This is a genomic window from Sphingopyxis sp. 113P3 (assembly GCF_001278035.1).
Lineage (GTDB): Bacteria > Pseudomonadota > Alphaproteobacteria > Sphingomonadales > Sphingomonadaceae > Sphingopyxis.
This window is the reverse complement of sequence record NZ_CP009452.1, coordinates 2,634,610-2,656,535: the sequence shown is the minus strand read 5'-3', so window position 1 is coordinate 2,656,535 and position 21,926 is coordinate 2,634,610. Positions and strand designations below refer to the sequence as shown.

The window sequence follows — 21,926 nt, the reverse complement described above, 5'->3', positions numbered from 1 at the left end:
CTTCAACCCCAGGCCAGATGGAGGTGCTCGAGCGCCATCACGCTGCCGCCCCGACAGGTCTCGTCGCCTTTTTCGATCTGCCGGAAATGGCCGATCCGCGCGAACCAGGCGCGGTAGAAGACGATCAGCTCCATGCGGGCAAGATGGAGGCCAAGGCATGTGTGGATGCCCGATCCAAAGGCGGCGTGACGATAGAATTGGCGCTCCACGGACACCGTCTTTGGGTCCTCGGTGAGCGCCTCGTCCCAGCCCACGAGGGGGAGGGGCGCCAGGATGCAGTCGCCTGCCTTGAGCTGAGCGCCTTCGAGCTCGGTATCTTGAACAATGTAGCGCGGCGTGGCGACGAATGCATAGCGACGCAGCAATTCCTCGACCATGTTGGGAATCGCCGCGGGATCGTCGATCACGCGCTGGCGCAGCTTTTCGTCGTGCGCGAGATGTCGCATGCCAAAGCTCATCGCGTTGGTCACCGTGTCGAGCCCGGCGAGAAACATGAGGAAGCCGATCGACATCAGTTCGTCGAAGTCGAGCTTGCGGCCCTCGAAATCGCTGGCGATGATCTTTGAGATCATGTCATCGCGCGGCTCGGCGGTCCGATCCTGAATGAGCTGACCGAGGTGCGCCATGATCTGGAAGGCATAGGCCTGGCGCTGCTCGATGCTCGCGCGCGAGGAAAAGAAGTCGACGACGAGCTTTCGAAACTCGTCGAATTTCTCCATCGGGAAGCCGAAGAGTTCCATGAACACCGCAACCGGCAGGCGCGAGGCGACCGCGCTGACGAATTCGCATTCGCCGGTGGCCGCAACCTTGCCAAGCAGTTCCTCGGTCCATTCGGTGACGCGGGCCTCGAGCGGGGCAATCGCTTTCGATTCAAAAAAGGGCCGAAGCAACTGACGGTAGCGGCGATGTTCAGGCGGATCGAGGCTTTCGGGAATCATCCGCGGCTGGTCGGGATTGGGCGGAATCGACAGGAAGCGGCTCGAAAAAATCTCTGGATGCCGCACCACATGCTGCACCGATGACCCTGTATTGCAGATCCAATGCCCGCCATGCGCATTGGTCCAGAAGACCGGCGGCGCTGTCTCCTTCAATTCCCAATAGCGGTCGTGGCAATCGGCGAGCAGGCCGGGGTCGGCGATATAATCGAATTCGAAAACGGGCGCGCGCGCCATACCCTGCGAATCGGTCATTTTCCATCTCCCATTGACCTAAGTAAACGACCGTTTACAAGGTGAGTCAACGGGGAGAGATGATGACGAGCACGATCGATGCGCCGGCACGCGACGCCGACCGCACCCGCGCAGCAATTCTCGATGCTGCGCAGCAAATTTTTGCGGCCAAAGGCTTTGCAGAAGCCGGAGTGCGCGAGATTACGGCGCGCGCAGGGGTGAACCCTTCGCTGGTTAGTCGCTATTTCGGCGGCAAGCTCAAGCTGTTCGAAGCAGCGCTCGATGCGGCACTGCACACCCGGCTGATGACCGATCTGCCCAAGGAGGACTTCGGCAAGCAGATCGTGGCGCGGTTTGCCGATGATGATCGGCGCGTCAGTCCGTTGCCGATGCTTTTTGGGGCCTCGGCCGACAGCGACGCGCGCGCCGTTGCTCAGCGGCTCTTGCGCGACCGGGTCTTTGAACCGCTCAAGCAATGGATTGGCGGCGACGATGCCGGCGTGCGGGCGGCGCGCTTCATGATGGTCTCGCTGGGCTTCTTCACCTACCGCGACCAACTGCCGCTCGCGGAATTCTCCGGGCGGATCGAGCCGCGCCTGCGCCAATGGCTTGAGCGCGAGTTTCAGGCCATCGTCGATGCATGACATCGTCAGGCCAGCAATGTTTCGCGGCTGGCCGGCATGACAAACTGCAGCAGATGCGCGCGTTTCAGCGGCAGATGCGCGGCAGCCTCGTCGGTCATGCCGAGGCCGCCATGGACCTGGATGTTGGCGCGGCCATTGTCGAGTGCGGCCTGGTCGGCCAGTCTTTTGGCTGCAGCAACATGGAAAGCCGCGTCGGCAACATGTTCATCGAGCGCGCAGGCCGCAAAATAAAGCTCGGACCGCGCGGCGGCCGCGCGAACGGCCATGTCCGAACATATGTGCTTGAGCGACTGGAACCAGCCGATCGGTCGTCCGAACTGCTCGCGAAGCTTGGCATAGTCCGCTGCCATGTCGCGCGCGGCGTCGGCGCAGCCGACAGCGAATGCGGCGCTGAGCAGCTGGAGGTGGAGGCGCGCGGCGGGATCGTCGGCGGTCCATTCCGCGCCTGCGCGTTCGCGCCGGCTCTGCAGCGTCGAAAGGTCGATGGTGGGAGCGTGCGGCACATGGTGCGCGCCACCGTCTCCCTCGGCAGCGGGAAGATCGAGAAGCGTGAGTTTCTTCGCCTCGGCCATCAGCACCATCTTTGAAGCTGGAGGGTCGAGGACGCGCAAGGCAGCGTGCACGGACCCTGTCAGCGCGAGCGCGACCTTGCCCGTCACCCTCTCCTCGAACCAGCGGCGTGCCACCGCAGTCGAGAGGAGGCCGATCGGCGCGAGGAAGCGCCCGAGCTCGGCGAAGACAAGGGCTTCGGTTGCATGGTCGAGGCCCATCCCGCGCGCGGTCATGGCCGTCCAGCCCATCGCCTCGAGCCCTGTCCAAAGTGCATCGGCTCGGTTGCGGCAATCCTCGAGCGCCATGTTGCCGCGGCACCACTCGGCGGTCGCGGTCTGAAAAGCGGTCTGGCCCTCGTTCGGTGTCAGGTCCATGGCGATTATCTCGATTTGGGCAGGCCGAGCAGTCGCTCGCCGATGATGTCGCGCTGGATCTGCGCGGTGCCGCCTGCGATGGTCGCGGCGAAGCCCCTTAAGTAATCGGCGACGGCATTGTCCTCGCCATAGGCAAAATCGAGGACATCCTCGCCCATCAGCAAGACCGCCATGCGCTCAAGCCGCTGACCGAGTTCGGAGGTGAAGAGACGGATCACCGATGCCTCGGGCCCGGGTTGCCCGGTCCGCGCCACTTCGGAGATGTTGCGATAGGTCATCGCGCGGACCGCCGCGACCTCGGCGCGCAGCTGCGCAAGCTTGTCCGCAATGCGCTCGTCCCGGATCATTCCGTTCGCGCGCGCCGCTGCGATCAGTTCCTCGATTTCCTGGCTGTGCTTCACCTGATCGGCGATGAAGCCAGTGCCGCGTTCAAAGCTCAGCGTCGACATCGCGACGCTCCAGCCGTTGCCGAGCCCGCCTACGACGTTCGCGAGCGGGATGCGCACGTCGTCGTAGAATACTTCCGCAAACTCGGTTTGCCCCGACATTTTGCGGATCGGGCGCACGGTGATCCCGGGCGCGTGCATGTCGCAGATGACCCAGCTCAACCCCTTGTGCCGGGTCGATCCCTCCTCGCTGCGCAGGACAAGCTCCTGCCAGTCAGCGACATGCGCAAAGCTCGTCCAGATCTTCGACCCGTTGATGACCAGCTCATCGCCCTCGATCCGCCCGCGCGTCCTGATCCCGGCAAGGTCAGACCCTGCGCCGGGTTCCGAAAAGCCCTGGCACCATATCGCCTCGCCCTTGAGGATGCGCGGCAGGTGATAGGCCTTCTGCTCTTCGCTCGCGTTGAGGATCAGCGTCGGCCCGCCATGATTGATCCCGACGAAGTTCGCGCCGATCCACGGCGCGCGGGCCTTCGCATATTCCTCGAGCCAGATAACCTGCTCGACGATCGACAGCCCGCGGCCGCCATATTGGGCGGGCCAGTTGATCCCCGCCCAGCCGGCATCGAAGAGGCGCCGCTGCCAGGCCTTGTCGAAATCGATGGCGTCAGCGGCGTCGATCGGTCGCTTCTCGGCGGGCACATTCTCATCGAGCCAGTCCCGGCATTCCTCCCGAAAGCGCGTCTCTTGCGCTGTAAATCCGATATGCATCAGCTGTCTCCGCGCGTCTTCGCAATCGCCTCGCGCGCCTGGCCGCTTTCGACGGCGCGCCTGCCGAACTGGTCGCGGATGGGGACGAACTCGGGCATCACCAGCGAACGGCGCAGCCAGTTGGCGGCGTCGACGACGAGCGTGTGCCCGCTGATATAAGCCGCGTAGGGCGAGCAGAGGAACGTTGCTGCCCAGCCGAGCTCGCGCACCTCGCCGACGCGCATGCCTGGAACCGTGTTGTCGCCGCGCTCTCCCTCGCGGTGGCGCGTCATATGCATGGGCAAATCGTCGTGTGGAAAGCGCCCCGGCGCTATGCAGTTGACGCGGATGCCATCGGGCGCCCACTCGACCGCGAGGCTTTGGGTGAGGTTGGTGACGCCGGCCTTGGCGGCGGCTGAATGCGACGTCCCGGGCCCGCCCGTCCAGCTGTAGGTGGCCCCGATGTTGAGGATCGCGCCAGGCAGTCCTGCTTGGAGCCGCCGCAGCGCGAACTCGCGGCTGCAATTGTAGGTGCCGTTGAGGACGATATCGACCACCGTGCGAAAGCCGTTCGGCGTCATCTCTTCGGCAGGCGCCGGGAAATTGCCCGCTGCATTGTTGATGAGCACATCGACAGGGCCAAGCTTCGCCTCGATCTCGTCAAAGGCGCGCGCGATCGCATCCGCATCGCGCACGTCGCACGCTACCGCGATCGCTTCGGCGCCGACCGCCTCGGTCGCAGCGATCCCCGCCGCGAGATGGTCAGCCTTGCGGCTCAGCACCGCGATCTTGGCGCCGAGGCGCGCAAATTCGGTCGCCATGCCCTTGCCGAGCCCCGTTCCGCCGCCGGTGACGGCGACGACCTGTCCTGCGTAGGTTCCGTCGGGCAGCGCCTTGGCGCCGAGCGGCGGGGGAGGGGGAAGTGCCATTTCTATTTCCCCTTGTAAGAGGGCGCGCGCTTTTCCCGGAGCGCGGCGCGTGCCTCCTGGTAATCGTCGGTCTTGAAGAGATAGGATTGCGCGTAAAGCTCGGCGCGGGTGCCGGTTCGGATCGCCGGGCCGTGCATCAGATTGACCAATTCCTTCGCCATGGCGAGATGGATCGGCGGCTTGGCGGCAATATCGCGGGCGATTTCGAGCGATTTGGCATCGAGTTCTTCAGGAGCGACAACAAAATCGACCGCGCCCCATTCGAGCGCAGTCCGGGCATCGATCGGCCGGCCGCTCATGACCATATATTTGGCGCGCGAGGGGCCGACCAGCGCGGTCATCATCTGGGTGCCGCCGGTGTCGGGGAGGACGCCGTAGTTTATCTCGGGCAGCGCCATCTTCAGCGTTGTGTCGCTCACCCGGATGTCCGCGGCAAGCGCGAGCTCGCACCCTCCGCCGATTGCACCGCCTTTCAGCGCCGCAATAATGGGTTTTGTTGCCTCCTGCATCTTGAGCCGGCCTTCCTGGTGGCGGCGGATGAAATGAAAATCGCTTTCCTCGCGGGCGCGCTGGCCAAGCACAGTAGTGTCACGTCCCGAGCAGAAGCTCTTGCCATTGGCTCGAATGAGGATTGCATTGCTGCCGCTCTCCTCGAGCGCTTCGTCAAGCGCCGCGCGGAAGAGCGCCGACATCTCATCGTCCATCGCGTTGTGCCGCTCAGGCCGGTTCAGCGTCAGGATGCGCAAGGCGCCATCGCGCTCGCTTTCGATCGTCCCGCTCATTCTGCTCCCACTTTCTTTTCAGCAGGGCTTGCACGACTTGTATAACTAAGTCAATTATGTGGAAACGGCTGGGGAGAGTGAAATTGGCGGAACTGAGCGGAAAGACAGCGCTCATCACCGGTGGTTCACGGGGAATCGGTGCCGCGATCGTGCGGAAACTGGCGCGGGCGGGGGCGCATGTTGCGATCAACTATGCCCACAGCCATGATGCCGCCGAGACTCTCGCCTGCGAGGTCATCGCGCACGGGGGCCGTGCGTTCGCGGTCCAGGCCGATGTCGGCACCATGGCAGGGATCGAGGCGATGCTCGCTGCCTGCGACAGAGCCTTCGGCGGATTCCCCAACCTCGACATCCTCGTCAATAATGCCGGCGTCGGCGGCGAGGGCGATGCCGGGAGCCTCACGAAGTGCGACGAGGCCTTGTTCGACCGCATGATCGCGGTGAACCAGAAGGCGCCGCACTTCATCACGCAAATGTGCCTCGATCGCCTTCGCGATAACGGACGCATCATCAATATCGGCTCGCTCGGTGGGCGCTCGGCGCTGCCGCCCTTCGCTGCCTATGCGGCGACGAAGCGCGCACTCGAGAGCCTGACCATGTCGACAGCCGTGGTTCTCGGGAAGCGCGGCATAACCTGCAACCTCCTCGCGCCCGGCGCGGTCGACACCGAGTTCAACAAGGCGCTTTTGGAAAAGCCTGGCTGGGCCGAAGCGACCTCGAAGCTCACGCCGATGAAACGGCTCGGCGTGCCTGAAGATATTGCAGGGGCCGCGATGATGCTCTGCCGGGAGGAAGCACACTGGGTCACGGGGCAAATTATCGAAGCCAGCGGAGGGCTCTTTCTGTGACGAATCTGAGAGGAAAAACCGCGCTCGTGACGGGGGGCGCGCGCGGTATTGGCGCCGCGATCGTGCGCAGGCTCGGGCAGGCGGGCGCGCATGTCGCGATCAACTATGCGGGCAGCAAAGAGGCCGCCGACGCGCTCGCGGCCGAAATTCTCGCCGACGGCGGCAATGCCTTTGCCGTCCAGGCCGACGTGTCGTCGTTATCCGGCATCGAGACGATGTTCGCTGCATGCGACAGGGAGTTCGGCGGCGCGCCGAACCTCGACATATTGATCAACAATGCAGGCGTGGGGCGGGGCGGGCGCGACGGTACGCTCAAGGGTGCGGGTGAGGCCTTGTTCGACGAACTTTTCGCGGTCAATGTAAAGGGCCCGCATTTCGTAACGCAGGCCGCGCTGCCGCGGCTTCGCGATTGCGGGCGCATCGTCAATATCGGCTCGATGTCGGGGAAGGTCGGCCAGCCCTTTGCCGCGAGCTATGCCATGACGAAGCGGGCGATCCAGAGCCTGACCTTCTCGACCGCGCTCACGGTCGCCAAGCGGCAGATCACCTGCAACTGCATCGCGCCTGGTGCGGTCGCGACCGACTTTATCACTGCGCTGCGCGAGCAGCCGGGATGGGATGAAGCGACCGCGAAGCATACGCCGATGGGCCGGCTCGGTGAACCGGAGGATATCGCGGGCGCGGTGATGATGCTCCTCGGCGATGATGCGCGCTGGGTCACCGGGCAGATCATCGAGGCGAGCGGAGGCTTGGCGCTCTGATGGCCTTGATGACCGAAAAGCTGCGCGCGATCATGGCGCTCGAACCCGATCGTGTCGAAATCGATTTCGAGGGCACGGACTATAGCTGGCGCCAGATCGCTGAAGCCGTAGAGGGGATCGAGGCTGCGCTCGCGGCGATGGGATTGCCCGAAGATGCCCGGATCGGCGTCATGCTGCGCAACCGGCCCGGTCATATCGCCGCGATCGTCGCCGTTCTTTCGTCGGACCGTTGCCTTGTGACGCTCAACCCGGTTCTGCCCGACACTCGGCTTTTTGCCGACATCGAGGGGCTGGACCTACCGGTTGTCATCGCCGATGCAACCGATCTCGCGCGTCCCGGCGTTACCGAAGCTCTCGAGCGAGGAGGTTCGGCGGTGATTGCCATCGGTGCACGGCTTGATGGCGTCGAAGTCATGAGAGCCGAGATTTCTGCCCGCATCACCACATCGCCCGGGGTTGCTATCGAAATGCTGACGAGCGGCACGACGGGCGCACCCAAGCGCGTGCCGCTCAGCCGCGAATCCTTCGATGCGAGCTTTCGCGGCTTCACCAAATATGAGCGCTCCCGAAGCTTTGATGATCCGCCGAAGCTCAACTCGGGCTGCACTATGATCGTCAATCCTCTCACGCATATCGGGGGGATTTACAGCTGCATCGGCGCGCTTGCGGCGGGGCGGAAAATAGCGCTTCTGGAAAAATTCACGGTCGATGCCTGGGTGGCGGCCGTCAAGCGCAACCGACCCGCGGTTGCGCCAGCGGTTCCCTCGGCGGTTCGGATGCTGCTCGACGCCGACATCGATCCTGCCCACCTCTCGAGCCTCCGCGCGCTCATCTCCGGCACCGCGCCGCTGTCGCCCGATCTTGTCGATGCGTTTCTTGATAAATATGGCATCCCGATCTGCGCCAACTATGGCGCGACCGAATTTGCTGGGGCCATCGCGGGCTGGACAATCGATGATTTTCGTGCCCGCTGGTCCGAAAAGCGCGGGGCGGTGGGCCGGGTCCACGCCGATATCGAAGCCCGCGTCGTTGACCCAGACGATGGCCGGATCCTGCCTCCAGGCGAGGAAGGGCTCCTCGAAATCAAGGGCAAGCAGCTCGGCAACGAGCTCGAGTGGCTTCGCACCACGGACCGCGCCGTACTCGACGCGGACCGCTTTCTCTTCATTCGCGGGCGCGCCGACAACGCGATCATCCGCGGCGGATTCAAAATCCACCCCGACGATGTGGTGGCCGCGCTCAACGATCATCCAGTGGTGCGCGAAGCGGCGGTTGTCGGTATCGCCGACGAACGACTCGGCGCTGTTCCCGCCGCAGCGATCATTTTGAAGGAGGGAGCATCCGCGCCGGCCGAAGCTGACCTCAAGGCGTGGCTCAAGGAGCGCCTCATTGCCTATCAGGTTCCTGTCCGTTTCCGCATCGTTTCCGACTTTCCGCGCACGCCGTCGATGAAGCCATCAGCGCCGGAATTACGTGCACTTTTCGAGGAGGCCGGTTGATGGAAGATTTTTCGGGCAAGGTCGTCATCGTCACCGGTGGAGGGCGCGGCGTCGGTCGCGGGATCGCACGTGCCTTCGCGGCGGCGGGCGCAAAGGTGATGCTCGGCGCGCGCACCCTCTCTTACGCCGAGCAGGTGAAAGCCGAAATCGAGAAGGCTGGCGGTGTCGCTCTGTGTCACGGCGCCGATATCTCCCGGCACGCCGATTGCCGCGCGCTGGTTGCGGCAACTGAAGACGCCTTTGGCGGCGTTGATATCGTCATCCATGCCGCGGCAGACATCCCGCACGGCGGGCTCGGACAGGTTGACGACGAGCGGCTCGAAGCGGGGTTTGCAAGCATCGCGAAGGCCGCCTGGTGGCTCCTTGATGCAGCGCGGGCGCCTCTTGCAAGGGCAGGCGATGGCGGCCGCTTTATCGCTATCGGGTCGGTCAACGGCACCTTCAATGTCGTCCCCAACATGACCGCCTATGGCATGGCAAAGGCGGCGCTCGATGCGTTCATCCGGGCGGCGGCGGGCGACGTGGTGCGCGAGCGGATCACTGTCAATGCGATCAATCCCGGCCTGGTCGCGAGCGACCGGGCGAGAGCGGTGCTTGGCGAGGAAGGGCTCGCCGCCTATGGCGCGAGCGTCCCCGTGGGACGCGCCGGCACGCCCGAGGATATCGCGCATGCCTGCCTGTTTCTCGCGTCGGCCCGCTCGGACTATATTACCGGCACGACGATCAAGATGGATGGTGGCTCGACGATCGCCATATCGCCGGGGCGGAACGATATCCTGCAGGAGCGTCTGAAGCTCCAGCACGGAAAGGCGCTCTGATGGACCTTGGGATCGCAGGCAAGGTCGCGCTCGTCTTTGGCGGTTCGAGGGGCATTGGGCTTGGCTGTGCGCACGAATTTGCGCGCGAGGGATGCTGCACCGTCATCGCGGCGCGGACGCAGTCGACCATCGAGGCGGCCGTGGCCGAAGTCGCCGCTCTGGGCGGCAAGGTGATAGGAGTCGCGGCTGACTGTACGACCAAGGAGGGGATCGCCAAGGCCGTCAGAGCCGCGGCGGACGCCTTCGCACCGCCCGATATCCTGATCTTCAACGTCGATTCAGGTCCCAAGGGCAGCTTCCTCGACGTCGATGACGACACATTCGCTGCCGCGAACAACAATAATGTCATGGCCTTCCGCTGGGCTGTGCAGGCGGTCGTTCCGCACATGCGCGATGCGGGCTGGGGCCGCATTCTGACAATCGGTACCAACTCGGTAAAGGCCCCGCACCGCAAGCTCGCGCGGGCGGCGCAGAACACCTACCGGGTCGGCGCGCTCGCATTGTCGAAGACGATTTCGGCCGAGCTTGGGCCAATGGGGATCACGGTCAACACATTGGGTACCGGGGCGATCGCGACGCCGCAATTCAGGGACGTGTTCACGAAAATCGCCGAGGCGCAGGGTCAGACCTATGACGAGCATATCGCAGAGCGCGTGAGCCAGTGGCCTATCCCTCGCATGGGAACGCCCGACGATATGGCAGCGGCGGCGGCCTTTCTCTGTTCAGCCCGTGCGGGCTTCATCACCGGACAGGTGCTGGTGGTCGATGGTGGCAATCTGGAAGTATTGCAATAATGCTAAGTAAGCGAAGGATCTGGATATGAAGTTGGGAAGCGACATTGCAGCGGTGGTGACGGGAGGTGCCTCGGGCCTTGGCCGGGCCAGCGCTGAGGCTTTGGCAAGCGAGGGCGTGAAAGTCGCGATTTTCGACGTCAACGAAGAGGGCGGCAAGGCAGTGGCCGACGCGATCGGCGGGGTTTTCTGCAAGGTCGACATCACGAGCGAGGAAAGCGTTGTCGCAGGTTTCGACGCCGCGCGCGCGGCGCAAGGGCAGGAGCGCATCCTCGTTCACTGCGCGCAGATCTCGAAAAACAGCAAGACCATCCGTTTCGACAAGGCGTCGGGGGGCTATGTGCGCTATTCGACTGAGGATTATGCGTTCTCGGCGGAAGGCATCCTGATCGCGAGTTACCGCGTCGCCTCGCTCTCAGCGCTCGGCATGGCGAACGCTGAACCGCTCAATGAGGACGGGGAGCGCGGGTCGATCGTGCTCACCGCGTCGGCGGCGGCGCAGGATGCGCAGATCGGGCAGGTCGGCTATGGCTCGCTCAAGGCTGGCGTGAACGGTCTCGTTCTGCCGATGGCGCGCGACCTGATGGATCTTGGCATCCGCGTCAATTCGATCATGCCGGGCATTTTTGCAACGCCCCCGATGCTCGCGGTAAAGGACAAGGCGCCGGCTATCTTTGAAGGGCTTGCGGCTTCGGTGCCGTTCCCCAAGCGTCTCGGAAAGCCCGAGGAGTTTGGCTCGCTTGTGCTCGAACTCGCGCGCAACACCTATTTCAACGGGCAGAATCTGCGCCTCGATGGCGCCATCCGCATGCCCCCCAAATAATTCGGACTGGACCAAGACTTGAGCGCACCCCAGCAATTTCCCTTTGCCTGCCAGTCGGCGGGTTTTGCCCCGCTTCGTCGTCCAGGATCGATCCGGCGGACGACTTCGATCGATTCCGATTGGCCTCATGGCTTCGGCGAACCTTGGATCATGACGGGGCGTGGGCGCGATCTCCTGACGTCCTTCGATGGCGGCGCGGTCGAATTGGCGAGCGGGGCTTACACGATCACGGCTTCGCCGCAGCGCGAGATACTTGCGATTGATACCTCGCCCGGTCACCCGCGGTCGGGCGAGATGGTCGGCGTGCGCGCGGGCGGAGCGAGCCGGACTGCGCTCGCCGATGTGCTGGGTGATCTGCGCGGTACGCCGCTATTTCAGATTCTCGACGATTTTGCCGGTGCGAGCCTTGTCGCAGGCTGGATCTGGTCGCGCTGGACCGACGACTGGCATGCGCGAATGTCAAGCAATCGCGCGAAGTCTGGAGCGGGGAACAAGGGGCGGATGGTCAACATCTGTACCGGCTTTACCGAAGGGGGAAGTTCGCTCACCGCCGACGGCGACGTTGACCATAGCGACCAGTCGGCGACCGAGGTTGGTCCGCTCATCCACCCTGAAGACGCGATGGGCTGGCACCCGATGCCCGATCAAGATGGCCGTCCGCTCGCGCGCCGCGCGCGCCGGATCGATGTCTGGCGCGCCGAAGGGGTGCTCAAGGTGGACGCCGGCTTCCAGGACAGCGGTCCCAATCCTGCAGGAACGCGCACCGCGATCCATGAATATCGGGTCTATGCCGAGATCGATGAGGCGAGCGGCAGGCTGCTTTCCTTGCAGGCGTTGCCGCTGATCTTGCCGTTTCGCGAGTGCCCCGGCGCGTCAATCAAGGCGACGCGCATGGTGGGCAAGAATGTTACCGAGTTTCGGCAGGCGGTGCTTGAGACCCTCGCCGGAACCGCGGGTTGCACCCACCTCAATGACGTGCTGCGCGCCCTGGCAGACGTCCCTGTGCTCGCGGCCCGTTTGCCGAGGGAATAGCGGCGCGGGCGCGCGTGTCGCAAGCCGCCCCGTCAGCGCATTTGACTTGTATGTCTTGTTAGACTTAGTTATATAAGTGGGAAAGCGGACCATCCAGGAGCCGCTAAGGGAGGATGTAGGCGTTGTTTTTCAACCGTAACTTTGATTCTGGACGTATTCTGGCCGGCGTATCGCTGACGGCGATGGCCCTTATGGCGACCCCCGCCTTCGCACAGGCCAGTGATGATGCTGCGCGAGCCGGCGATGAAATCGTCGTGATCGGCGTCACCAAACAGGATGCCAATATTCAGGAAACGCCCATCGCGATCACCGCCTTCAGCGGCGACAAGCTCGAAGCGCAAGGGATCAAGAAGGTTGATGAAATCGCGACCTTTACCCCCGGGTTCAATATCCGCGGTTCAGGCAACAATCCGACCGCTCTGACGCTGGCCATGCGCGGACAGGTGCAAAACGACAATATTGCGACGCTTGAGCCTTCGGTCGGCACCTATATCGATGAAATGTATATCGCGCGGGCTTACGGCCTCAACACCGAACTCGTTGATATCGAGAATGTTCAGGTGCTCAAAGGCCCGCAAGGCACTTTGTTTGGCCGCAATACGTCAGCCGGTGCCGTTCTGATCAAGACCGCGGATCCGCGTTACAATGAATATTCAGGGAGGATCAGCGCCACCTACGGCCGCTTTGATGAACGGACCGGGCAGGCGGTGATCAACCTTGGCCTCTCCGACAGCGTCGCGGTCCGCGGCGCGCTCTATTATCAAAAGCGCGACGGCTACAAGACCGACATCAATACTGGCGCCAAATATGAAGGGCGCGAAACGATCAACGGCCGGGTCAAGCTAGGCTTTCGCCCGGTCGACAATCTCGAGGTGATCCTCTCGGGCGAATGGTATGATACCAAGATCGACGGGCCGATCCGGCACAATCTCTTCTTCAATGCACCGGCGGCTTTCGGTCCGTTCAAGCCGATCCTCGATGGGCTGGCTGCGAGCGAGCGCGCCGCATTTGGCGATAACGCGAACCTCGCCGCACTCACGCCGCCCTCGGCGGTGGCGGGCGCCGATCCGCGCGGCGCGTTCAACAACACCAAGACCCAGACCTACATGGCCAAATTCATCCTCGACACCAGCTTCGGCCAGGTGCGCTGGATCAACGGTTATCGCGGTATTCAAAGTGACAACCTGATCGACCTCGACGGGTCGAGCGTCGTGGGGCACTTCACCGCAGGCACGCAGGATTTGAAGCAATATTCGAGCGAGTTGCAGCTGACCGGCACCGCGTTCGAAGACAGGCTGAACTATGCGGCGGGGATTACCTATTTCCGGGAAACGGGCTTCGACCAGTCGCGCTCGAACCTGTTCGGCGCAACGCTCGCAGCAACCAATCCCTTGGTACCGCCTGAATTTGTCGGAGCGACCGACTGGTCGAATTTCAGCGGCACGCTCGATAATGACAGCTATGGCATGTACGCCCAGCTCAACTATGAGCTCACCGATGCGCTTAGCATTACCGGCGGCCTCCGTTATTCGATCGACGACCGGCGTCTGACCACCCAGTCAGGCAACACGCCGAACAACGGCGATGTCTTCGTTTTCTGCAGCCCCGTGGAGACCCCGGTGCCCTGCCTGCGCCGTAGCCAGGCGTCGTTCACCAACCTCTCTTATACCGCGGGAATCGATTACGATCTCACCGACGATGTCATGGTCTACGCCAAGCACAGCAAGGGCTATCGCTCCGGCGCGCTCCAGCTTCGCACGCTGACGCTCGCGGACTCGATCCCCTCGCAGCCCGAGATCGTCTATGAGCAGGAAGTCGGGATCAAGACGAGCTTCCTGAATGGCCGCGGAACCTTCAACATCGCGGGATATCACAACAAGGTGAAGGGCGCGCAGCGTACACCTGTCCTTGCCCCCAATGGTCTTAGCCAGACGGTGATCGAGAACGCCGATACCGAGACCTGGGGCGTCGAAGCCGATGCGTCGATCGAAGTCGCTGACGGGTTCACCCTTTTCGCCTCGGGCGCGCTCACCGATCCCAAATATACGCGCTACGAAGGGGCGGGCATTTCGGGCGATTTCGGAAGCCAGGTCATCGTACCCGTCGACAAGACCGACTATCGCTTCATTGGTATTGTGAAAAAGCAATATTCGCTCGGCGCCTCCTACAAGAAGGATCTGGGGAGCGTCGGGGTCGATGCGAACGTGATCTACGCCTGGCAGGGCAAGATGCCGCAGATCGATATTCCGCCTGAACTGTTCGCCTCGACCGATATCGGCGGTCTTGGGCTGACTCCCGATCAGGCAGCCCAGGTCGCGGCGGTCGCAAATTCGGGGTCCTTGGGCATTCTCAATGCCCGCGTCGCGGTCGCTTTTGGGCCAGAACGCAACTTCGAGCTGGCGCTGTGGGGCAAGAACCTGACGGGCGACCAGGAACAGCAATACACGCTTCTGTTAAGCAACATCTACGTCGGTACGTCGTACAACGAACCGCGCAGCTACGGAGTGACGGCAAGTTTCAAATTCTGATCACTTAAAATAGCGCTCCGAGGGAGCATTAGGGGAGGATGAAGACCATGATTTTGAATAAAAATCGCGTTTTAGCCCGGATGTTTACCACGGTGTCGCTAGCGGCAATAGGTTTGGCCTCGTCTCCGGCGCTTGCCCAGGCAGCGCCGGACGAGGCAACCGCCAGCCGCGGTCTTCAGGAAATTGTCGTCACAGCCCGAAAAGTCGCCGAGAATCTTCAGGACGTACCGGTCGCAGTGATGGCCCTCTCGGGTGACGAGCTGATCGACCGTAACGTCCAGCGTGTGCAGGATATCGCCAATTTCACACCCGGCTTCTCGATCCGCCAAGGGTCGAACACCCACAGCGCGCTGATCCTGACGCTGCGCGGCCAGGTCCAGTCGGATACGCTGATCACGCTCGACCCGTCGGTCGGCACCTATGTCGATGGCGTCTATTGGGCGCGCTCCTACGGCCTCAATGGCGACTTCCTCGATGTGGAATCGGCGCAGATCCTGAAAGGCCCGCAGGGAACATTGTTTGGGCGGAACACGACGGGCGGCGCCCTCCTGATCAACTCGAACAACCCCGACCTCAATGATTTCGGGGGCAGCCTTTCGCTGACCTACGGGCGGTTCAACGAGTTTCAGGCAACCGGCGTTCTGAACGTGCCGATCATCGAGAACAAGGTCGGGCTGAGGCTTGCCTTGCAGCGCTCGCGGCGCGACGGCTACACCCGTAACGTCGTGCCCGCAGGGGCTGTCTCTGCAGTGGGCGCTACCAATCCGGTGGTCGCCAAGCCGCCCTATTCGGGGGTGCCGAACGGCGTGAAGCTCGACGACCGCGACCGGTGGAACGGCCGCGCCAAGCTCGACATCAAGCCCACCGACAATCTGACGCTGCGCTTCTCCGGCGAATATTTCGAGATGGACGAGGCGGGTCCCGCGCGCCAGATGCGGATGGCGCTGGCGCCGTTCACCGCCAGCAATTCGACCTATAATCTCGCGAATACCGGGTCACTGTTCGTCGGATTGATCAATGGTTCGCCGCCCGCGACCGCGGGGGCGGCGGGGCAGTCGATCCTCGACCCCATCATCGCCAACCTCGCGGCCAATCCGAGGCTCGCCTCGAACAACGAGGTCCCCTATGCCTATGCCAAGACGCAGACCTATGGCTTCACCGGCATTCTCGATACCGATTTCGGCCAGGTCCAACTGATTACCGGATACCGCAAGATCGACGCCTATGCCGGGGTCGACCTCGATGGCTCGCCATTCCCGATCCATTTTACCGAAAGCCAGCAGTCGGTCGAACAGCTATCGGGTGAATTTCAGATCACCGGGAGCGGCTTCGACAACCGCCTCGATTACGCCGCGGGCTTCTTTGCCTTCCACGAAAATGGGTTCGACCAGTCGATCTCGATCGTGGCGCCGGCGATTAACCCGACAACCTCGCATTTCTATGCCAACATCGACAATGACAGCATGGGTGGCTACGGTCAGGCGACCTTCCATTTCAACGACAAGCTGTCGTTCACGGGCGGTCTGCGCTATTCGGTCGATGACAAGGGAATTACGAGCCTCAACAATAATTTCAACACGGTCACGAGCACCACGACCTGTTCGCTGTTTGCGGCGCCGCCGATCGTTGGGCCCGAGCTTGTCGCGATGCCGCAGTGCGCGGTTAAGCGCCGCGATTCCTTCTCAGGATGGTCCTATACTGCGGGGCTCGAATATAAGCCGACCGATGACCTGCTCTTCTATATCAAGACCGGCAAGGGCTTCCGCTCGGGCGGGCAGAATTTGCGCGCGCCATCGGCAGCATTCCTCATTCCGTTCAAGCCCGAAATCGCCTATTCGCACGAAGTCGGCTTCAAGGGTGAGTTTCTCGACCGGCGGGTGCGTCTGAACATTGCGGCCTACCAGACCGACGTCAATGACATCCAGCGGAGCACGCTCATAGCGCAGCCCGGCTCGAACCAGGGCGCCTCGGCAACCGTTTTGGGCAATGCGGGCAAGGCGCGTTTCCGCGGTTTTGAGGCGGATACGGTGATCTCACTGGCAGAGGGGCTTCGCTTCAGCGGGTTCCTCGCGCATGTCGATCCCAAATATATCCGTTATTCGGACTTGTCGGGCGACCGGAGCTTTGAACGGTTCGACGCGGTCGTGCCCTGGCAGTGGGGCGCAGCGCTCGACTATGACCGCGACTTCGGGGGCGTCCGCCTGAAGCTGCATGCGGACTATAGCCATTTCAGCGACAGCGCGTCGGGCTCTTATTTCTTCGCGCAGAACGCGGCGCAGGTCCCGCCGGGGTCGACCGCCGTTCCCGGGGCAGTCAACACGCAGAATGCGCAGCTCTATAAAGTGCTGACCCGCGATGCGCAGGACCTGTTCGGCGCCCGCGCGTCGATCAGCTTCGCGGACGATGCTTATGAGCTGGCGGTCTTTGTGCGCAATATCACGAACGACCGCACCTTCACGGCCAATCTGCTGGTGGCGCCGGTGGGCTATGTCTCGTCGACGCGAAATGAACCTCGCACCTTCGGCGTCACAGGCACTGTCCGCTTCTAAAGGCCACAGGGCGCTCTTTGTAAGAGCATTTTAGGGGGGGGCGGCTTCGGCCGTGCCCCTCTTTTTTTGCCGCGATAACCCTCTCTCGTCCCCCTCGAAAGGAAGCCCATGTCATCGCAAGTCGCCAGCCGCCGCGGATTAACGCTGGGCCTGCTCGTCCTTGTCGCGATCCTGAGCTATGTCGATAGGCAGGTCTTCACGCTCTTCCAGGACGATATCAAGAAAGAACTGGGGCTCGACGACGGTCAGCTCGGGCTCCTTACCGGCATCGCCTTTGCAGCCTTTTACGCCCTCGCGGCCTTTCCGATAGCGCGCTACGCTGATCGGGGCGACCGACGGCTCGTGATCGCCGTCTGCGTGTCGATCTGGAGCGCCGCAACGGCCTTGTCAGCATTTGCTCACAGTTTCTGGCAGATGCTGCTGGCGCGCGTGGGTCTCGCCGCGGCAGAGGCAGGGGCAGGGCCGGCGGGCCTATCGCTCCTCACCGACATTTTTCCAAAGGATCGCCGCACGACGGTCATCTCGGTCATGCTCGCCGCGAACGCCGTGGGCCTCTCAGGGGGGCTGGCGCTCGCGGGGTGGCTCTCGCAATGGTATGGCTGGCGCGCGGTCTTCCTGATCGTCGGGCTGCCAGGGGTCGCGGTCGGATTGCTTGTCTATCTGCTGGCGGCCGAGCCGCGACGGCGCGGGGGCGTCGAACCGAGACCGATAGCGCAGAGCGGAGTTGGCGAAGTGTTACGAACCATGGCGTCGAACCCGTCGCTGCGCTGGGCCGGGCTCCTTCTCTGCATGGTCCCTGTCACCGGTTTCGCGTTCATCCTCTGGGGCGCGTCATTCTTTCAGCGCGTGCACGGAATGGACAAGACCGAGACCGGGTTCTGGCTGGGCGGTGCGATGGCGGCGGGACTTGTCATCGGTAACCTCGTCGCGGGCTGGGTGAGTGACCGCTACGGCCAGGCGAAGCCTGGCTTCAACGGCTGGTTTGCCGGGATCGGGCTCCTCATCTCCTTCCCCTTCGGTATCGGCTTTGCGCTCGTTGGGAACGCCTATGTCGCGCTTGCCTGTTTCGTCGTCGTCAAATTCATGATGACGCTTCATCTTGGACCGATCATCGCGCTCTGCTTTGCGCAGGTGCCGGTCGCGATGCGCGCGATGATGTCGGCGACAATCAACATGTTCATCGGCCTCGCCGGAGTCGGGCTCGGGGGGACGATTGCGGGCTACCTCAGCAAGGCCTTTACGCCCGCCTACGGCGACTTATCCTTGCAGCCCGCGCTGGCGACCCTCTCCTGCTGCCTGCTCGTGGGCGGTATCGCGGCCATCATGGCGGGGCGGACGGCCCGTCCGATCGAGGACTGATCGGGCAAGAGGTCCCGCCGCAGTGCGGCGGACCTTTTGGGGAGCCAAACGCAAGGGCGCAAAGGGGGCGGCCCCCTCCTTGGATTGGGGGCTCGTCAGGCCGCGACTTTTGCGCTTGTTGCGACTTCAGGTTCGATGCCGAAGAGCCTTGCCGCATTCAGCCCCAATATGTCGCGCCGAACCTCTTCGCTGACATCCAATCCAAGGAACAGTTCGTCCACGATGCGGCGGCTGATCGGAAAGGTTCCCTCTGCGTGCGGATAGTCGGAGCCCCACATCACGTTTTTCGCCCCCGGCAGCCCTGCCGCGGCGGCCGCGATGCACGCGCGGTCATGCTGGAAACTCGCCCAAACCTGATCGTCGACGATCTGGCTCGGCGAGCGAGTAAGCTTCGGGAAAACGAAGTTGGCATGCGCGACCGAGACTTCGTCCATCCGTTCGGCGAGCGCAACGAGCCAGCTTGCGCCGCTTTCGATGAAGGCGACTTTCGCACCCGGGTTGCGGTCGAGCACGCCGCCCGCCACCAGATACATGACGCTGTGCTGCGCATCGTTCATCTGGTTTGTATAGTTGATGATCCCGGCGCCAGGGCCGCGTTCGACGATCACGCTTTCAAGGCCGGTGCCGGTATGCATCACGAACACGATCCCGAGCGCCGCCGCCTTGGCGAAGATCGGATCCCACGCATCACTGTTATACTTGGGAAGCGTCGCAGGGGTGGTTGCCGGCAGCATCGCGGCCGTGAAGCCCTTTGAAGCGAGATAGTCGAGCTCGGCAAGCGTGTTCGAAAAGTCGAGGACGGGCAGCATGCCGCAGCGAACGAAGCGATTGGGATGTCCGCCAAGGAAGCTGTCGTTCCAGTCGTTGTAAAGACGCGCCGATGCGGCCTCGGCTTCGGCATTGTCGAGGCAGTAGAGCCACAGGCCAAGCGAGGGGAAACAGATTTCCGCGTCGATGCCTTCCAGTTCCATGTCCTCAAGGCGCCCCGGTATCTCGCGGATGCCCTTTCGCTGGGCGTCGCCGAGCTGCTTTTCGCGGTGCTGCCCGACACGCAGGCGATAGATGACCTTGTCCCTGGTTCCCGTGACGAGATACTCGCCCTCCATCCGCGCGTGGATCGCGTGGTCCTTCAGCGACGCCGGCAGGCCGTCGAGAAAAATTTCCGACGGCTCCATGATATGGCTGTCGGCGCTGAACACGAAGGGTTTCATCGAAAAATCTCCTCTCGACTCGCAGGCCTGTTTGACTCATTAAAAGATACCTAGTTATACGAGTCAACACGTGAATCTATCAGTATGTACCATTGCCTGCTCGTAAATAGATATCTGATTGAGGGGGAGCCGTGAAGCCAAGAAGCTCTGAAACGCTCGCGAGCCGCACGGCTCGCGAGCTTGCGCGCCTCAGTCTCGCCGCCGAGCCTGGCGATCATCTCGGCGCGGAGGATGAGCTCCTCCAGCGACTGTCGGTCAGCCGTCCGACGCTCCGCCAGGCGGCTAAACTCGTCGAAGGGGACCGGCTCATCAGCATCCGCCGCGGCATCAAGGGCGGCTATTATGCCGAACGTCCCGATGCGCGCGACGCGATCCAGTCGCTTGCGCGCTACCTGCGTCTCAAGGGCGCGAACCTCGGCCATGTCATTCAGGTCACCCGTCCGGTGTCCGAAGAGGCGGCGACCGCCGCCGCGCGGCGGCGCAGCGCGGAGGATGCCGAGCGCTTGCGCGCCTTCGCCGCGACGATCGACGCGCGCGCCACGCCGCGCGACCTCATCGCGGGGGAGGTGGAAATGGCGCGGCTGATTTCACAGATGAGCGGCAATCCGGTCATCGAACTCATCCTTGAAATCGGATATAGCTTTGGCCTCGACGAAAAGGGCAGCGACCTTTACGCCGATCCCGAACGGTGCCAGCGCGCGCGCGAAATGCAGCGCAACCTGTGCAACGCGATTATCGATGGCGACCCTGACATCGCCAGGCTGATGATGCGGCGGCGTTCCGACCAGTTTGATGAGTGGCTGCGTCTTGGGGATGCGGCAAGTAAGGACCGGCAATGACTATCGTCGAATATCGGGGTTTTGCGGGCGTCCGGCTGGAGGCTGAGATCATCGGTTCAGAAAATGATCCGGCGGTCCTCCTGCTTCACGGTGCGGGGCAGACCCGGGCTGTCTGGTCGGGGGTCGCGGAGGCGCTCGAGCAGGCGGGAAGGCGGGTCATAAGCCTTGATCTGCGCGGGCATGGCGGCAGCGAATGGCCCGAGGACGGGCGCTATGATTTCGAAGCGCTGGTGGAGGATCTGCGCGCCGTGCTCGCGCAAATGGGAACCCGTCCCGTCGTCGTCGCATCGACCTTGGGCGGCTGGGTCGCCAGCGCAGCGCTTGAGCAGGATGCGGCGGTTCTTGCGTCGGGGCTCGTCCTCGTCGATTCACCTGTCAGCGTCGACCCGGCGCTGGCTCGGCGGATCGGCGAGCGTTTGCGCGAAGCGGCGACGCTCGCACCGGGACAGGCGCAGTGGGACGTGCGCCTCTTCGACACGCTCGACACCTCGGCGATGGCCGATAGGCTCGACGGTGCGGCCTCAAAGATCGCGCTGCCAACGCTCTATGTGCGCGGCGCGATCAGTGAACTGGTCACGAGGGCCGACGCCGCCGCCTTTGTCGATCAGCTCCCCGATGGCGAGCTGGTGGAGGTTGAAAATAGCGCGCTTGTCGTGACCGACGACCGCACCGATGCGCTCAGCGGCTATCTTATTGATTTCCTCGAGCGGCGCGCGCCGCGCGGTTCGCCTGAATATCGGGCGGGCAGCGATGCGCGCACCTTTCGCGATGCGCTCGGCTGCTTTGCCACGGGTGTGACCGTTGTGACCGCAATGTGCCCCGACGGCAGCCCGGTCGGGCTGACCGCGAACAGCTTCACGTCGGTCTCCCTCGATCCTCCCTTGCTGCTCGTCTGCATCGCCAATAGCGCGGGGAGCGCGCCCTTCCTGCGCGATGCTGAACGTTTTGCTGTCAATGTGCTTCAGATTGGCCAGCAGCCGACCTCGAACCGCTTTGCAGGCAAGGGAGAGGATCGCTTTGGTCTCACCCCGTGGGAGGTGGGCGAATATGGCACGCCGGTTCTCACTGGATCCTTGTCGAGCTTTGAATGTGCTCGCGATGCGGTGCACGATGGCGGCGACCATTTCATTCTCGTCGGGCGCGTGCTCAAGGCGATATTCGAACCGCGCCGTGACCCATTGCTCTATTTCCGCGGCAAATATCGCAAACTCCATTTTGCTTGACGGCTGGACAAGCACGCGCCAGCATCATATTCAACCTAGTTAGATAACTGGGAATCAGG

General features: G+C 63.0%; 19 protein-coding genes. 13 read left to right on the top strand and 6 right to left on the bottom strand.

Annotated features, from left to right (window positions below; translation table 11 throughout):
* Positions 1-2: 2 nt before the first annotated feature.
* Positions 3-1,190: a cytochrome P450 gene (locus LH20_RS12965; protein WP_053554562.1), complete on the bottom strand. Its 1,188-nt coding sequence runs from the start codon at positions 1,188-1,190 to the stop codon at positions 3-5.
* A gap of 62 nt (positions 1,191-1,252) precedes the next feature.
* Between LH20_RS12965 and LH20_RS12960 the strand changes: the two genes are divergently transcribed.
* The gene (locus tag LH20_RS12960; RefSeq protein WP_158501139.1) at positions 1,253-1,813 is read left to right on the top strand and encodes a TetR/AcrR family transcriptional regulator; all 561 of its coding nucleotides are present in this window, start codon (positions 1,253-1,255) and stop codon (positions 1,811-1,813) included.
* 5 nt (positions 1,814-1,818) lie between these two features.
* Here the strand turns inward: LH20_RS12960 and LH20_RS12955 are convergent, their stop codons facing one another.
* Genes LH20_RS12955 through LH20_RS12940 form a run of 4 tightly spaced genes read right to left on the bottom strand, consistent with a single transcriptional unit; the run spans position 1,819 to position 5,586 of the window.
* Positions 1,819-2,739, bottom strand: coding sequence for an acyl-CoA dehydrogenase family protein (locus LH20_RS12955; protein WP_053554560.1), 921 nt, complete (start codon positions 2,737-2,739; stop codon positions 1,819-1,821).
* 5 nt (positions 2,740-2,744) lie between these two features.
* Complete coding sequence (locus LH20_RS12950) at positions 2,745-3,896, bottom strand: acyl-CoA dehydrogenase family protein (protein ID WP_053554559.1); 1,152 nt, start codon at positions 3,894-3,896, stop codon at positions 2,745-2,747.
* On the bottom strand, positions 3,896-4,804 hold the full coding sequence (locus tag LH20_RS12945) for an SDR family oxidoreductase (protein WP_053554558.1): 909 nt from the start codon (positions 4,802-4,804) through the stop codon (positions 3,896-3,898). Before LH20_RS12945 ends, LH20_RS12950 begins: the two co-directional genes overlap by 1 nt.
* A 2-nt stretch (positions 4,805-4,806) precedes the next feature.
* Complete coding sequence (locus LH20_RS12940; protein WP_053554557.1) at positions 4,807-5,586, bottom strand: enoyl-CoA hydratase/isomerase family protein; 780 nt, start codon at positions 5,584-5,586, stop codon at positions 4,807-4,809.
* Positions 5,587-5,669: 83 nt separating this feature from the next.
* Here LH20_RS12940 and LH20_RS12935 point away from each other — a divergent pair, with 83 nt between their 5' ends.
* The 10 genes from LH20_RS12935 to LH20_RS12890 all read left to right on the top strand — a co-directional run bounded on the left by LH20_RS12935 (position 5,670) and on the right by LH20_RS12890 (position 18,594).
* Complete coding sequence (locus LH20_RS12935; RefSeq protein ID WP_200905375.1) at positions 5,670-6,434, top strand: SDR family NAD(P)-dependent oxidoreductase; 765 nt, start codon at positions 5,670-5,672, stop codon at positions 6,432-6,434.
* Complete coding sequence (locus tag LH20_RS12930) at positions 6,431-7,195, top strand: SDR family NAD(P)-dependent oxidoreductase (protein WP_053554555.1); 765 nt, start codon at positions 6,431-6,433, stop codon at positions 7,193-7,195. Before LH20_RS12935 ends, LH20_RS12930 begins: the two co-directional genes overlap by 4 nt.
* Positions 7,195-8,694, top strand: a complete 1,500-nt coding sequence (locus tag LH20_RS12925) for a class I adenylate-forming enzyme family protein (protein WP_200905374.1) — start codon at positions 7,195-7,197, stop codon at positions 8,692-8,694. Before LH20_RS12930 ends, LH20_RS12925 begins: the two co-directional genes overlap by 1 nt.
* On the top strand, positions 8,694-9,512 hold the full coding sequence (locus LH20_RS12920) for an SDR family NAD(P)-dependent oxidoreductase (RefSeq protein ID WP_053554554.1): 819 nt from the start codon (positions 8,694-8,696) through the stop codon (positions 9,510-9,512). The genes LH20_RS12925 and LH20_RS12920 overlap by 1 nt, the downstream gene beginning before the upstream one ends.
* On the top strand, positions 9,512-10,306 hold the full coding sequence (locus LH20_RS12915; protein WP_053554553.1) for an SDR family oxidoreductase: 795 nt from the start codon (positions 9,512-9,514) through the stop codon (positions 10,304-10,306). The genes LH20_RS12920 and LH20_RS12915 overlap by 1 nt, the downstream gene beginning before the upstream one ends.
* A 25-nt stretch (positions 10,307-10,331) precedes the next feature.
* A complete protein-coding gene (locus tag LH20_RS12910; protein WP_053554552.1) occupies positions 10,332-11,126 on the top strand; it encodes an SDR family oxidoreductase in 795 nt (264 codons plus the stop codon).
* 150 nt (positions 11,127-11,276) lie between these two features.
* The gene (locus LH20_RS12905) at positions 11,277-12,158 is read left to right on the top strand and encodes a DUF2889 domain-containing protein (RefSeq protein ID WP_144423574.1); all 882 of its coding nucleotides are present in this window, start codon (positions 11,277-11,279) and stop codon (positions 12,156-12,158) included.
* Positions 12,159-12,349: 191 nt separating this feature from the next.
* Positions 12,350-14,686: a TonB-dependent receptor gene (locus LH20_RS12900; RefSeq protein WP_235526973.1), complete on the top strand. Its 2,337-nt coding sequence runs from the start codon at positions 12,350-12,352 to the stop codon at positions 14,684-14,686.
* 80 nt (positions 14,687-14,766) lie between these two features.
* Positions 14,767-17,235: a TonB-dependent receptor gene (locus tag LH20_RS12895; RefSeq protein ID WP_235526972.1), complete on the top strand. Its 2,469-nt coding sequence runs from the start codon at positions 14,767-14,769 to the stop codon at positions 17,233-17,235.
* A gap of 108 nt (positions 17,236-17,343) precedes the next feature.
* Positions 17,344-18,594 (top strand): MFS transporter, encoded by a 1,251-nt coding sequence (locus LH20_RS12890; RefSeq protein WP_053554548.1) that lies wholly within the window; start codon positions 17,344-17,346, stop codon positions 18,592-18,594.
* 95 nt (positions 18,595-18,689) lie between these two features.
* Here the strand turns inward: LH20_RS12890 and LH20_RS12885 are convergent, their stop codons facing one another.
* Positions 18,690-19,805, bottom strand: a complete 1,116-nt coding sequence (locus tag LH20_RS12885; RefSeq protein ID WP_053554547.1) for an amidohydrolase family protein — start codon at positions 19,803-19,805, stop codon at positions 18,690-18,692.
* 131 nt (positions 19,806-19,936) lie between these two features.
* Here LH20_RS12885 and LH20_RS12880 point away from each other — a divergent pair, with 131 nt between their 5' ends.
* Both LH20_RS12880 and LH20_RS12875 read left to right on the top strand, forming a co-directional pair.
* On the top strand, positions 19,937-20,644 hold the full coding sequence (locus tag LH20_RS12880) for a FadR/GntR family transcriptional regulator (RefSeq protein ID WP_053554546.1): 708 nt from the start codon (positions 19,937-19,939) through the stop codon (positions 20,642-20,644).
* Complete coding sequence (locus LH20_RS12875) at positions 20,641-21,867, top strand: alpha/beta fold hydrolase (protein WP_053554545.1); 1,227 nt, start codon at positions 20,641-20,643, stop codon at positions 21,865-21,867. Before LH20_RS12880 ends, LH20_RS12875 begins: the two co-directional genes overlap by 4 nt.
* The last annotated feature ends 59 nt before the right edge of the window (positions 21,868-21,926 follow it).

Excerpts from the sequence above, each read along its gene's own strand:
- LH20_RS12965 (WP_053554562.1), bottom strand. The coding sequence starts at position 1,190 with ATGACCGATTCGCAGGGTATGGCGCGCGCGCCCGTTTTCGAATTCGAT.
- LH20_RS12960 (WP_158501139.1), top strand. The coding sequence starts at position 1,253 with ATGACGAGCACGATCGATGCGCCGGCACGCGACGCCGACCGCACCCGC.
- LH20_RS12955 (WP_053554560.1), bottom strand. The coding sequence starts at position 2,739 with ATGGACCTGACACCGAACGAGGGCCAGACCGCTTTTCAGACCGCGACC.
- LH20_RS12950 (WP_053554559.1), bottom strand. The coding sequence starts at position 3,896 with ATGCATATCGGATTTACAGCGCAAGAGACGCGCTTTCGGGAGGAATGC.
- LH20_RS12945 (WP_053554558.1), bottom strand. The coding sequence starts at position 4,804 with ATGGCACTTCCCCCTCCCCCGCCGCTCGGCGCCAAGGCGCTGCCCGAC.
- LH20_RS12940 (WP_053554557.1), bottom strand. The coding sequence starts at position 5,586 with ATGAGCGGGACGATCGAAAGCGAGCGCGATGGCGCCTTGCGCATCCTG.
- LH20_RS12925 (WP_200905374.1), top strand. The coding sequence starts at position 7,195 with ATGGCCTTGATGACCGAAAAGCTGCGCGCGATCATGGCGCTCGAACCC.
- LH20_RS12920 (WP_053554554.1), top strand. The coding sequence starts at position 8,694 with ATGGAAGATTTTTCGGGCAAGGTCGTCATCGTCACCGGTGGAGGGCGC.
- LH20_RS12915 (WP_053554553.1), top strand. The coding sequence starts at position 9,512 with ATGGACCTTGGGATCGCAGGCAAGGTCGCGCTCGTCTTTGGCGGTTCG.
- LH20_RS12910 (WP_053554552.1), top strand. The coding sequence starts at position 10,332 with ATGAAGTTGGGAAGCGACATTGCAGCGGTGGTGACGGGAGGTGCCTCG.
- LH20_RS12905 (WP_144423574.1), top strand. The coding sequence starts at position 11,277 with ATGACGGGGCGTGGGCGCGATCTCCTGACGTCCTTCGATGGCGGCGCG.
- LH20_RS12900 (WP_235526973.1), top strand. The coding sequence starts at position 12,350 with ATGGCGACCCCCGCCTTCGCACAGGCCAGTGATGATGCTGCGCGAGCC.
- LH20_RS12895 (WP_235526972.1), top strand. The coding sequence starts at position 14,767 with ATGTTTACCACGGTGTCGCTAGCGGCAATAGGTTTGGCCTCGTCTCCG.
- LH20_RS12890 (WP_053554548.1), top strand. The coding sequence starts at position 17,344 with ATGTCATCGCAAGTCGCCAGCCGCCGCGGATTAACGCTGGGCCTGCTC.
- LH20_RS12885 (WP_053554547.1), bottom strand. The coding sequence starts at position 19,805 with ATGAAACCCTTCGTGTTCAGCGCCGACAGCCATATCATGGAGCCGTCG.
- LH20_RS12875 (WP_053554545.1), top strand. The coding sequence starts at position 20,641 with ATGACTATCGTCGAATATCGGGGTTTTGCGGGCGTCCGGCTGGAGGCT.